General features: G+C 70.7%; 8 protein-coding genes, 2 tRNA genes and 1 pseudogene. 1 reads left to right on the top strand and 10 read right to left on the bottom strand.

Annotated elements, in window-relative coordinates; genetic code table 11:
* Positions 1 to 28: 28 nt before the first annotated feature.
* From JD77_RS12105 to gyrB, 6 genes and pseudogenes are all read right to left on the bottom strand, one after another.
* A tRNA-Ala gene (locus tag JD77_RS12105) sits at positions 29 to 101 on the bottom strand.
* Between the two features lie 47 nt (positions 102 to 148).
* Complete coding sequence (locus JD77_RS32825; protein WP_211372543.1) at positions 149 to 277, bottom strand: DLW-39 family protein; 129 nt, start codon at positions 275 to 277, stop codon at positions 149 to 151.
* Between the two features lie 44 nt (positions 278 to 321).
* A tRNA-Ile gene (locus tag JD77_RS12100) sits at positions 322 to 395 on the bottom strand.
* 146 nt (positions 396 to 541) lie between these two features.
* Positions 542 to 1,444, bottom strand: a pseudogene (locus JD77_RS12095) (DUF3566 domain-containing protein).
* 3 nt (positions 1,445 to 1,447) lie between these two features.
* Positions 1,448 to 5,095, bottom strand: coding sequence for an intein-containing DNA gyrase subunit A (gene gyrA, locus JD77_RS12090; RefSeq protein WP_387226988.1), 3,648 nt, complete (start codon positions 5,093 to 5,095; stop codon positions 1,448 to 1,450).
* A gap of 252 nt (positions 5,096 to 5,347) precedes the next feature.
* A complete protein-coding gene (gene gyrB, locus JD77_RS12085) occupies positions 5,348 to 7,291 on the bottom strand; it encodes a DNA topoisomerase (ATP-hydrolyzing) subunit B (RefSeq protein ID WP_145774403.1) in 1,944 nt (647 codons plus the stop codon).
* A 528-nt stretch (positions 7,292 to 7,819) separates the two neighbouring features.
* Between gyrB and JD77_RS12080 the strand changes: the two genes are divergently transcribed.
* Positions 7,820 to 8,374, top strand: a complete 555-nt coding sequence (locus JD77_RS12080; RefSeq protein WP_145774401.1) for a hypothetical protein — start codon at positions 7,820 to 7,822, stop codon at positions 8,372 to 8,374.
* 145 nt (positions 8,375 to 8,519) lie between these two features.
* On the opposite strand, the gene JD77_RS12070 is transcribed toward JD77_RS12080, so the two are convergent.
* From JD77_RS12070 to dnaN, 4 genes are read right to left on the bottom strand one after another with little or no spacing between them, the layout of a single operon-like run.
* Positions 8,520 to 9,158, bottom strand: coding sequence for a DciA family protein (locus JD77_RS12070; RefSeq protein WP_145774399.1), 639 nt, complete (start codon positions 9,156 to 9,158; stop codon positions 8,520 to 8,522).
* Entirely contained in the window at positions 9,148 to 10,281 is a 1,134-nt protein-coding gene (recF, locus tag JD77_RS12065) for a DNA replication/repair protein RecF (RefSeq protein WP_145774396.1), read from the bottom strand. The genes JD77_RS12070 and recF overlap by 11 nt, the downstream gene beginning before the upstream one ends.
* A 16-nt stretch (positions 10,282 to 10,297) precedes the next feature.
* Positions 10,298 to 11,176 (bottom strand): phosphogluconate dehydrogenase (NAD(+)-dependent, decarboxylating), encoded by an 879-nt coding sequence (gnd, locus tag JD77_RS12060; RefSeq protein WP_145774394.1) that lies wholly within the window; start codon positions 11,174 to 11,176, stop codon positions 10,298 to 10,300.
* A 43-nt stretch (positions 11,177 to 11,219) separates the two neighbouring features.
* The gene (gene dnaN, locus JD77_RS12055; protein WP_145774392.1) at positions 11,220 to 12,353 is read right to left on the bottom strand and encodes a DNA polymerase III subunit beta; all 1,134 of its coding nucleotides are present in this window, start codon (positions 12,351 to 12,353) and stop codon (positions 11,220 to 11,222) included.
* Between the last annotated feature and the right edge of the window lie 139 nt (positions 12,354 to 12,492).

Raw genomic sequence — 12,492 nt, 5'->3', positions numbered from 1 at the left:
TTAAACGCCTGGTCAGAGGCGGTAAGAGTGGAGCCCAGGGGACTTGAACCCCTAACCCCTGCCTTGCAAAGGCAGTGCTCTGCCAGTTGAGCTAGGGCCCCGAGGGCGGACGTGGCCGCCCGGGATCTGGCAGTCCGAAAAGGGACGCTCAGCGCAGGTCCGGCGAGGTGGTCGCCTCGTGCCAGAGGGCTCGCTCGTCGTTCGAAGCCTTGATTTTCTTGGCCACGAGGGCGGCCACGCCGATAACGCCAGCGACAATCAGGAGCTTCTTGACCATGGGACGACCCCTTGCGCTCGACAGAACGTCGGACCGATGTGCGGTGGGGCTAGCTGGAATCGAACCAGCGACCTCAGAGTTATCAGCTCTGCGCTCTAACCGACTGAGCTATAGCCCCGCATGGCGACGAGCAAGGTTAACCCATCGCCACGGTCGGCCCCAAATCGGGGTGCCCGTGGCGCGCCTCCGCCCGTGCCACCACGAAGGTACCCGTATAGCCGACGCCGGGGCGACCGTTTTACGGTGCCCCGGCGTCGGGTGCGGTCAGTCGCGCTCGGCGAGCGTCAGCTCGATCCCGCCGACCAGGTCGGCGCAGACGTTGTAGACGAACGCGCCGAGGGTGGCGAGCGCGGTGAACAGGACAACGTTGACCAGACCGATCAGAGCGGAGCTGAGGATCACGCCCTTGGCGGTGATCCGGAACCCGCCGCCGCCCTGCCCGCCGGCGTTCACCAGGTCGGTCAGGCTCTCGTTGACGCTCTGGAACACGCCCATCGCGTCCAGCGCCAGGTACAGCACCGAGGTGGCGACGACCACCACGATGAACAGCACGATGGAGACGGCGAAGGCGAACTTCATCACGGACCAGGGATCGATCCGCTTGAGGTTCAGCCGGGCCCGGCGAGGCCCGCGGGAGGCGGCCGAGCTGACCGAGGTACGCGCGGCGCGTACCGCCTCACCCACGCGCGCGGCCCGACGGCGGCCGCGCCGGGAACCCCCGGCGGCAGTCCCCGCCGCTGACGGGACGGCTTGTGCCGGCCGACCGCGCGCCGTCAGGCGGCGGCTTGGCCGGCCCGAGGCCCAGCCGGGGCAGGGTGCCGGTGACCGCGGCACCGGGAGCCTGGCCGCCGCCGGCCTTGATCGGCTGAGTCGCGCCCGGGCCGGCGGCACCGCCCATCGACCCCACCGGTGCGGTCGCGGACGTGGGCTTGTCCGCGCCGACTGTCTCGGGCTTGTCGCTCGCCCCCGATTCGTCGCCGGGCTTGTCCGGCGGGGGTGCCATGCCGGGGCCCGGGTGAACTTCGGGGCAGGCGCGTCGGCGGGGACTGTCGCCCGGCCCACTGCCGCGCGGCCGGTCGCGGCCGCGCCGCCCTTTCCGGCGGCCTCCTCGTCGACCGGGTTGGCCGAGGTCCCCTTGTTCCCCGACTTCGCCTGTGTCTCCGTCATCAACTAGTCCTGTTCGTCAGGCTCGTCGGCATTGCGAGCAATCGCCACGATAGTCACGCCGTCCGGGAGGTCCATCAGCTTTACCCCCATTGTGTTCCGGTCACGCGTACGGCGTACAGGCTTCACCGGAGTCCGGATGACACCACCGTTGCTGGTGATCGCGAACAGCTCGTCGTCCGGGTCGATCACCACCGCACCGACCAGACCACCGCGTCGCTCGGTGATCTTCGCAGTCAGCACGCCCTTACCTCCCCGGCCCTGGACCGGGTATTCCTCGATCGGGGTACGTTTCGCGTAGCCCCCGTTCGTGGCGACCAGGACGTCCATCCCCTCCTGGACGACCTCCATGGCCAGCAGTTCGTCGTCCTCGCTGAACCGCATGCCGATCACGCCGGAGGTGGCCCGGCCCATCGGCCGCAGCGCCTCGTCCGTGGCGTTGAACCGGATCGCCTGGGCGTTCTTCGAGACCAGCAGCAGGTCGTTCTCCGGGGCGACGAGGGCAGCACCGACCAGTTCGTCCTCATCGCGCAGGTTGATCGCGATGATGCCGCCGGAACGGTTGGAGTCGAACTCCTCGAGCCGCGTCTTCTTCACCAGGCCGTTCTTCGTGGCCAGTACCAGGTAGGGGGCCACCTGGTAGTCCGGAATCTCGATGATCTGTGCGATCTGCTCGTCGGGTTGGAAGGCGAGCAGATTGGCCACGTGCTGGCCCTTGGCCACCCTACTGGCCTCCGGCAACTCGTACGCCTTGGCCCGGTACACCCTGCCCTTGTTGGTGAAGAACAGGATCCAGTCGTGAGTGGAGCAGACGAAGAAGTGGCTGACGATGTCGTCCTGCCGCAGCGTCGCCCCGCTGACGCCCTTGCCGCCGCGCCGCTGGGACCGGTAGAGGTCGACCTTGGTGCGCTTGGCGTACCCGGTGCGGGTGATCGTCACGACGACGTCCTCGCGGGCGATGAGGTCCTCCATCGAGACCTCGCCCTCGAACGGCACGATCTTCGTCCGCCGCTCGTCGCCCCACTTGGCGACGATCTCGCCCAGCTCCTCGGAGACGATCCTCCGCTGCCGCTCCGGCTTGGCCAGGATGTCCTTGAGATCCGCGATCTCGATCTCCAGCTTGGCCAGGTCGTCGAGGATCCGCTGCCGCTCCAACGCGGCGAGCCGGCGCAGCTGCATGTCCAGGATCGCGGTTGCCTGGACCTCGTCGATGTCCAGCAGCCGGATCAGGCCCTGCCGCGCGTCCTCCACCGTGGGCGAGCGCCGGATCAGGGCGATCACCTCGTCGAGGGCGTCCAGCGCCTTGGACAGGCCGCGCAGGATGTGCGCCCGCTCCTCGGCCTTGCGCAGCCGGAACGCCGTCCGCCGCCGGATCACCTCGATCTGGTGCTCGACGTAGTGGCGGATGAACTGCGCCAGGTTCAGCGTGCGCGGCACCCCGTCGACCAGCGCCAGCATGTTGGCGCCGAAGGTCTCCTGGAGCTGGGTGTGCTTGTAGAGGTTGTTGAGCACCACCTTGGCGACCGCGTCGCGCTTGAGCACCAGCACGATCCGCATGCCCGTACGCCCGGAGGACTCGTCCCGGATGTCGGCGATGCCGCCGAGCTTGCCCTCCTTGATCAGCTCGGCGATCCGCTCGGCGAGGTTGTCCGGGTTGACCTGGTACGGCAGCTCGCTGACCACCAGCGCCGGGCGGCCGCGCTTGTCCTCCTCGACCTCCACCACGGCGCGCATCCGGATCGAGCCCCGACCCGTGCGGTACGCGTCCTGGATCGCCTGCGTGCCGACGATCAGGCCGTACGTGGGAAAGTCCGGGCCCTTGACGATGTCGATCAGCGTGTCGAGGGTGGTGGCCTCGTCGGCGTCCGGGTGCTCCAGGCACCACTGCACGGCCGCGCCGATCTCGCGCAGGTTGTGCGGCGGGATCTTGGTGGCCATGCCGACCGCGATGCCCTCGGAGCCGTTGATCAGCAGGTTCGGGATGCGCGACGGCAGGATCGTGGGCTCCTTGGCCCGGCCGTCGTAGTTGTCCTGCAGGTCGACGGTGTCCTCGTCGATGTCCCGCAGCATCTCCATCGCCAGCGGGTCGAGCTTGCACTCTGTGTTGTGGCTGACGAAGCCGTCGGACACGAAGGAGTGGTCGTCGGTGTCCACCCGGATGCTGTAGACCGGCTGCGCACCCGCGTCGGTGACGCTCGCCACCTCGGCGTAGTAGAACCGCCCGTCGACCAACGGCTCGACCACGTCGAGCACCTCGCGCTCGGTGATCCGGACGGCGATCTCGTCCCGGTCCCGCTCCCAGCGCTCGACGCGGTCGACGTTGTGCCGCCGCAGCCAGTCCCGCTCGGTCCAGCGGGTGGCGCCGTGCTCCCGGATGAAGTCGCCGACCAGCGGGACGTGGTCACTGGAGAGCGCCGTGCTGCTGGCCGGGACGTTGGCCAGTTCGGCCTCCAGCTTCGCCTGCTTGCGGCCGAGGAAGCCGATGTGCGCGGCGAAGACGCGGGCGTCACGGCGGTTGGTCACCACGATCTTGATCTCGCCGTTGTCGTACCGGATCTGCCGGCTGACCACGCCGAACTCCAGCAGAAGCTGCTGCACCTCGCGGGCAAGCCGCTCGCTGCGGGTGGAGTACGAAATCTGGATGGTGTCACGCGGCAGCAGCGAGGACGAGCCGTCGCCCTCGAACAACGCTTGAAGGAAGGCCCGCTTGACCGCCGGCTGCCCCTGCCAGACGAACTCGGGCACGAACTTCCCCGCGCTGCGTGCCCCGGCCAGCTCGCCGAGGAGGCTCCTGTGCAGCGCCGAGGGATCCTGGATGTCCAGCTCGTGCAGCACACTGCCCGAGGCTACGGTGCGCTGACCGACGTAGCGCGGACCGCCGACCGCGAGGTCGTAGGCCGCGAGGACCCGGACGAAGAACTCCCGGTCCACGTTGTTGAAGCCGGCCCGCCCTTCGGAGACCCAGCCCTCGCTGACGAACGCGCCGGCGAGGACGGCGGCCTCGACGTGCTCCAGCATCGGGTAGCCGATCTCGTCCGGCACCGTGCGCTGCAGGACCACCCGATCACCCGGGGTGATCTCGGCGAGCAGCTTCCACAGCAGGGTCGGCACGCCGGCCACGCTCACCAGGCAGAGCACCGGGTGGTTGTGGGTGCCGGTCAGCTCGTACCCATCGCGGGTGCGCAGCCGCAGCGTGGGGTGCTCGCCGGAGTGGAAGAACTTGGAGGCGCGGACCAGGTCGCCGTTGCGGTCGCGAACCTTGAGCTCGATGTCGGTCTCGCTGCCCGGCGCCGCGTCGGCGACGATCTGGTCGATCCGGACCGACCCGTCGGCGGTACGAATCCGGGCGTCGCCGGACAGGCAATAGCGCATCGCGGCTGCTGGATCGTTGCCGGGCGAGCCGAAGTTGCCGTTGCCGTCGACCAGCGGGTACCGCAGCGACCAGGGCTGCGCCATCCGGACCAGCGCGTCGTAGATCGCCGAGTCGCCGTGCGGGTGGAACTGACCCATGACGTCGCCGACGACGCGGGAGCACTTCACGTAGCCGCGGTCCGGCCGGTAGCCGGAGTCGAACATGGCGTACAGGATCTTGCGGTGGACCGGCTTGAGCCCGTCCCGGACGTCCGGCAGCGCCCGCCCCACGATGACGCTCATGGCGTAGTCGAGGTAGGAGCGCTGCATCTCCACCTCGAGCCCGACCGGCTCGATCCGGTCGTGCGCCACGACCGCGGCGGCGGTCTCGGGGACCTCGGGCTCGCTCGGGGTGGACTCGGGGGTATCGGTCACTGTTAACCCTTATCAGACTGAGAGTCGTTTTTGTGCTGTGGATAACGACTGTGGAAACCGGGCGCGCTGTGGATAACTCTGTGGATTGGCGGGCCGCCCGGTGGACGGCCCGCCGGCCCGTCAGATGTCCAGGAAGCGGACGTCCTTGGCGTTGCGCTGGATGAACGAGCGGCGCGCCTCGACGTCCTCACCCATCAGCACGCTGAACAGCTCGTCGGCGACCGCCGCATCGTCCAGCGTGACCTGGCGCAGCGTGCGGGTGGCCGGGTTCATCGTGGTCTCCCACAGCTCCGGGTAGTTCATCTCGCCGAGACCCTTGAACCGCTGGATGTCGTCCGGCCGGGCGTTCGGCTTCTTCTGCTGGCGCAGCGCGATGAGCCCGTCCCGCTCCCGGTCCGAGTACGCGTACTGCGCGTCGTCGCCCTTCTTGTTCCACTTGATCTTGTAGAGCGGCGGGGCGGCCAGGTAGACGTGCCCCAGCTCGACCAACGGGCGCATGAAGCGGAACAGCAGGGTCAGCAGCAGGGTCTGGATGTGCTGGCCATCGACGTCGGCGTCGGCCATCAGCACGATCTTGTGGTACCGCAGCTTCTCGATGTCGAAGTCGTCGTGGATGCCCGTGCCCAGGGCGGTGATCAGCGCTTGGACCTCGTTGTTCTTCAGCACCCGGTCGATCCGGGCCTTCTCCACGTTAAGAATCTTGCCGCGGATCGGCAGGATCGCCTGGGTACGCGGGTCCCGGCCCTGCTTGGCCGAGCCGCCGGCCGAGTCGCCCTCGACGATGAAGACCTCGGACTCGCGCGGGTCGGTGGACTGGCAGTCGGCCAGCTTGCCCGGCATCGAGCCGGACTCCAGCAGCGACTTGCGGCGGGCCAGCTTGCGGGCCTGCTGGGCGGCGATGCGCGCCCGGGCGGCCTGGGACGCCTTCTGGATGATGACCTTCGCCTCGGTCGGGTTCCGGTCGAACCAGTCCACCAACCACTCGTTGCAGACCCGCTGCACGAAGCTCTTGACGGGGGTGTTACCCAGCTTGGTCTTGGTCTGGCCCTCGAACTGCGGGTTGGCCAGCTTGACCGAGATGATCGTGGCGAGCCCCTCGCGGATGTCCTCGCCGGAAAGCTTCTCGTCGCCCTTGAGCAGCTTGCGTTCGGTGCCGTACCGGTTGACGACGCTCGTCAGCGCGGCGCGGAAGCCCTCCTCGTGGGTGCCGCCCTCGTGCGTGTTGATCGTGTTCGCGAAGGTGTAGACCGACTCGCCGTACGACTCGTTCCACTGCATGGCGATCTCGACCGACATGCCCTCTTCCTCGGCACCGAACTCCACCACCGTGCGGTGGATCGGGTTCTTCGAGGCGTTGAGGTGCCGGACGAAGTCGGCGATGCCGCCCTGGTAGCAGAAGGTGACCTCGCGCGGCTTGCCGTCCTCGTCCTGGAACCGCTCGTCCAGCAGGTGGATGGTCACGCCGCGGTTGAGGAAGGCCATCTCCTGGAGGCGGCGGTAGATGGTCTGGAAGTCGAAATCGACGGTCTCGAAGACGTCCGGGTCGGGCCAGAAGGAGACGGCCGAGCCGGTGCGGTCGGTGGTCTCGCCCTTCTCCAGCGGCGTCGGCTTCGAGTTGGTGTACTGCTGCCGCCAGACGTGACCCGACTTGTGGATCTCCACCGACATCCGGGTGGAGAGGGCGTTCACGACCGACACGCCGACGCCGTGCAGACCGCCGGAGACGGCGTACGCCTTGCCGTCGAACTTGCCGCCGGCGTGCAGCACGGTCAGCGCCACCTCGACGCCGGGCTTCTTCAACTTGGGGTGCAGGTCGACCGGGAACCCGCGGCCGTTGTCGGTGACCCGGACGCCGCCGTCGGCCAGCAGCACCACGTCGATGGTGTCGCAGTATCCGGCCAGCGCCTCGTCCACCGCGTTGTCGACGACCTCCCACACCAGGTGGTGCAGACCACGCTCGCCGGTCGACCCGATGTACATGCCGGGCCGCTTGCGGACCGCCTCCAGCCCCTCGAGAACGGTGATCGACTCGGCGCCGTACTCCTGCTTGTCCTGCGCTGCCACCCTCGGCCACTTTCTCGCGCCACCGGCGCCGCAAGCGGCGCGTCGGGCGCGGGTTCGGCGGACAGGACGCGACGTCGACGCGCGGACCGGCACCGGGGACAACCGGGTACGGGCCGATGCGCCGGTCGCCGCGGTTGCCCGCGGATCGCGATCGGCTCGACCCGACGTGGGACAATGATCGCGGGCCCTGCCGGGCCCGTGTCCGTCGCTCCGTGTCGGGTCTTCGTCTCGCCGTCAATCCTACTGTGCGCCAACGACAGAAGCGCCACTCGGCACCCCTGCGCGGCGGCTGAGAACTCCGTAGCCGGCCGAACTGCGCCCCCCGCGACTCCCCCTACACGCGATGCCCGGATCGAGAGGCCCCGCCGCTGCCGGACGGCGTCGGCCCTCGAAGGTCGGGGTCGCGCCGGGGACGGTTGGGGGCGTACCTTAGCGCGGCGCCCCGCGCGGGCGGTCTTGATCTTTTCCGGTCGGAACCGGACGATCGACGCGGACGCTTCGACACGTGCTCTCAAGGGGTGACGCCAGGTGGGGCTGGACAACGTCGCGGTGCACTGGCCGCGGACCGGCCGCTTCTACGACCCGGTCGCGCCGGCCGAGTTCGTCGACTTCGGCGAAATCGTCGACATGCCGCGGATCTCGGCGCGGACCGCCGCCCTCGCGGAACACATCGCCAAGACCGGGACCGTCCGGGCGACCGCGTACACGGAGCTGGTCGACCTCCTGCTCGGGCTGGAAAATGTGCTGTACGCCACGGACGCGGCCGCCGAGGACGAGGACCCGGTGATCGACCCGGACGGCTGCGCGTGGATCGCCGGGGGGATCGAGCGCTTCGTCGCCGGGCACCGGCCCCACGGCGAGGCGGTCACCTTCGACTCGGTCAGCACCGTGCTGCGCGGCCTGCTCGCCGACGGTCGCCTGGCCGAGCAGCAGCTGCGCTGGCTGGACAGCCGGCTCGACGGGCTGCGCGACGAGAACGGTGACCCCCCGCAGTGGGACTTCGCCTGCGCCGAGCTCGGGGTGCTGGCGGCCTTCTACCGCCGCTGCGCCGACTGCGGCTTCGCGGTGTACGCCGACGCCTGATCCCCTCGCCCGGTCCTCTGCGCGAAGCAGACGCGGGGGATCTCCTCCGCGCGGGCCCGCGGCGCCTGCCCGCTGGCCGTCAGCGTGACGGCCAGGCTGCGCTCGTCGGCCGGATCGCGCTCCCGGCGCCCGTAACCGGCCTCGGTCAGCCGTACGTGTCGCGGGGCCCCCGGCCGCGGACGCGGCGCGGCCCCTTGGACCAGGACGGCGCGGCCGGGCCGTGGATGTGCAGCTTGCGCACCACGTTGTGCCCCACCTCACGGGCGATCTGCTGCAACAGCGAGCCGGCGAGCAGCCGCAACTGGGTCGCCCAGGCGGTGGACCGCGCCTCCACGGTCAGCTCGCCGTTCTCCAACTTGACCGGGCGGCTGTGCTGGGCCACCTCCGGCCCGACCACCCGCTCCCACGAGCCGAAGACCGTCGCCTCGGCGGCCGGCTGCTCCCAGCCGCGTGCCTTGACCAGCTTGGCCAGCACCGCGCCGAGCGGCTGCGGGTCGCGCGGGTCCGGCCCCGGGCCGGAGTAGCCGCGCAGCCGCCGGCCGCCCGCGCCGTCCCCCGACACGGCGCCGCGCCGGCGCGTCCTGGCCGCGGCCTCGCGCCGGGCCTTTGCGGCGTCCAGCACCGCGCGGGCCAGCTCCGGCCCGGAGACGCCGTCCGGCGCGTCGGCCTTCCCGGCTCGCGGCCCGGCGGCAGACGCGTCGGCGCCCGCGGAACCCGCTGCGTTGGCCGGGGTCGGGCCGGTGGGCGGGTCGCCCGACGGCGGACGCCTCGGTTCAGCCGGCACGGCGTACCGTCCCCTCGCCCACCTGGTACCGGACGCCGCGCAGGCCGGCCGGCACGTCGTCGTCCACAGCGCAGGTGACGAGCAGCTGGCTCGCCCCGCCGACCAGCTCCGCCAGCCGTTCCCGGCGGCCGGCGTCCAGCTCGGCGAAGACGTCGTCGAGCACCAGCACCGGCTCGATGCCGTCGGAGCGCAGCAGGTCGTACCCGGCCAGCCGCAGCGCCAGCGCGAACGACCACGACTCGCCGTGGCTGGCGTACCCCTTGGCGGGCAGCGGGCCGAGGGCGAGGGCCAGGTCGTCGCGGTGCGGGCCGACCAGGGTCATGCCCCGCTCGACCTCGGCGGATCGGGACTCCGCGAGCGCCGCGAGCAGCGCCTCGGCCAGCGCCGCACGGTCCGGCGCCGGGTCGGGCAACTCCAGCGACGGCCGGTACGCGATGCTCGCCGCGCCCCGCCCCGCGGCAACCGCGTCGTACGCCTTGGCGACGTGCGGACCGAGCGCGGCCACCAGCTCCAGCCGGCCGGCGAGCAGCTCGGCGCCGTGCCGGGCCAGATGGGTGTCCCAGACCGCGAGGGTGGACAGGTCGCCGCCCCGAGACCCGCCTGTCTTGCGGGCCAGGTACGCGGTGCGCAGCAGGGCGTTGCGCTGCTTGACCACCCGCTCGTAGTCGGCGCGCACCCCGGCGTACCGGGGCTGCCGGCTGACCAGCAGGTCGTCGAGGTAGCGGCGGCGCTCCGACGGGTCGCCCCGGACGAGTTCCAGGTCCTCCGGGGCGAAGAGCACCAGCCGCAGCGCGCCGAGCACGTCCCGCGCCCGCCGGGCCGACGAGCGTCCGAGCCGGGCCCGGTTGGCCTTGCCGGGAACGATCTCCAGCTCGACCAGCAGCTCGCGCCCCTCGTGCACCACGGAGCAGCGGATCACGGCCGAGGACGCACCCATCCGGACGAGGGGGGCGTCCGTGGCGACCCGATGCGAGTCCAGGGTCGCCACGTAGCCCAGCGCCTCGACGATGTTGGTCTTGCCGACGCCGTTGGCGCCGATCAGGACGTTCGGCCCCGGCTCAAGATCGACACCGACCCGCTCGTACGAGCGGAAGTCGACCAGTTCGAGCCGGCGGACGTACACAGGCTGTGGATACCGGTCAGCTCTTGCGCCGGACGACGGCATGCCCGCCGAACTGCTGACGCAGCGCGGCGACGGCCTTCATCGCGGGCGAGTCGTCCTGCCGGGAGGCGAACCGGGCGAACAGCGACGCGGCGATGACGTTCAGCGGCACGGCGAGCCGGACGGCCTCGTCGACCGTCCACCGACCCTCGCCCGTGTCCTCGGTGTAGCCGCTGAGCTCGGCGAGCTCCGGGTCCTCGTCCAGCGCCCGGTCCAGCAGGTCGAGCAGCCAGGAGCGGACGACGGTGCCCTCGCGCCAGGACTTGAACACCCCCGGCACGTTGGTCACCAGCTCGGACTTGGCGAGCAGTTCGTAGCCCTCGGCGTAGGCGTGCATCAGGCCGTACTCGATGCCGTTGTGCACCATCTTGGCGTAGTGGCCGGCGCCGACCGGGCCGGCGTGCACGAAGCCGAACTCGCCGGCCGGCTTGAGCGCCTCGAAGATCGGCATGAGCCGGTCGACGTGCTCCTGCGCGCCGCCGACCATCAGGGCGTACCCGTTCTGCTTGCCCCAGACGCCGCCGGAGACGCCGACGTCGAGGTAGCCGATGCCCTGCTCGTGCAGGCGCTCGGCGCGGGGGCCGTCGTCGCTGAACCGCGAGTTGCCGCCATCGATGACGATGTCGCCCTCGCCCAGCACCGCGGCCAGCTCGTCGATGGTCGCGTCGGTCACGCCGGCCGGGACCATCACCCAGACCGCGCGCGGCGACTCGAGCTTTTCCGCCAGTTCGGCCAGGCTCGCGACGTCGCTCAACTCCGCGTTCTGGTCGAAGCCCACGACCTCGTGCCCGGCGGCGCGCAACCGCTCGCGCATGTTGCCGCCCATCCGGCCGAGTCCTACCAGGCCGAGCTGCATCTTGTCTCTACCTCCGCTGCGTCTGGGTGAGGGGAAAGCACGATCAGCGGGAGACGCGGATCGGCATGATGAGGTACCGGTACCCAGGGATGACCTCGCCATCCTCACCGGCGGGGCAGATCACCGCCGGCTTGAAGGCGTCGACGAACGACAGCAGTGCGAACTGGGCGTTCAGGTTGGCCAGGCCGTCGATCAGGTACTGCGGGTTGAAGCCGATGGTCAGCGGCTCGCCGGTGAAGGTGGCCTCCATGGCCTCGCTGGCCCGCGCCTCCTCCGTGCCGCCGGCCTCGACTACCAGCCCGTCGGAGCTGAAGCTGAGCAGCACCGGGGTGGTGCGTTCGGCCACCAGCGCGACCCGCTTGACGACCTCGATGAGGGTGCTGACCGGCACCCGGGCCTCGGCGTTGTACGTGCTGGGGAACAGGGAGCGCACCGGTGGGTAGTTGGCGCCGTCGAGCAGCCGGCTCGTGGTGCGCCGGGTGCCGCCGGAGAAGCCGATCATGCCCTCGCCGGCCGCGCCCTGGGACAGGGCCATGGTCACCTGGCCGCCGAGCGGGCCGAGGGCCTTGGCGGTGTCGTGCAGCGTCCGGGCCGGCACCAGGGCGTTGATGCTCACCTCGGGGTCGTCCGGGTTCCACTCCATCTCGCGCAGGGCGAGCCGGTACCGGTCGGTGGCGAGCATGGCGAGCATGCCGCCGTTCAGCTCGATGCGCACGCCGGTCATCATCGGCAGCGTCTCGTCCCGGCCGGCGGCGACGGCGACCTGGGCGACGGCCGCGGCGAACACGGCGGCGTCAACCGTGCCGGCGCTCTCCGGCATCTCGGGCAGGGACGGGTAGTCCTCCACCGGCATGGTGGGCAGGGTGAACCGGGCGCTGCCGCAGACGAGTTCGAGGTGCGCGCCCACGGCGGCGATGTCCACCGGCTTGGCCGGGAGCGCCTTGGTGATCTCGGCGAGCAGCCGGCCGGAGACGAGGGCCGCGCCGTCGGCGTCACCCTGTACCTCGACCGTCACCTGGCTGGAGACCTCGTAGTCGAACCCGGAGACCTGCAGGTTGCCGTCGGTGACCCGCAGCATCACACCAGCCAGCACCGGTACGGACGGCCGGCTGGGCAGGCTCTTCGCGGTCCACGCCACGGCCTCGGCGAGCGCGTCGCGCTCCACTCGGAACTTCATCAATGCCTCCGCGTCGACGTCAGCGACAACTCTCTCATGCCGACCGCTGCTTACCGTCCCGCCCGACCGTGCGGGTACCCATCGCACCTTAGGGCGCGGGGGCATCGGCTGTGCGCCCGGCCCCGTGGTTCGCGTCGGT

Source organism: Micromonospora olivasterospora (assembly GCF_007830265.1).
Classification (GTDB): domain Bacteria; phylum Actinomycetota; class Actinomycetes; order Mycobacteriales; family Micromonosporaceae; genus Micromonospora; species Micromonospora olivasterospora.
Note: the sequence above shows the minus strand (reverse complement) of the source record. Positions and strands in the feature narration are given on the sequence as shown.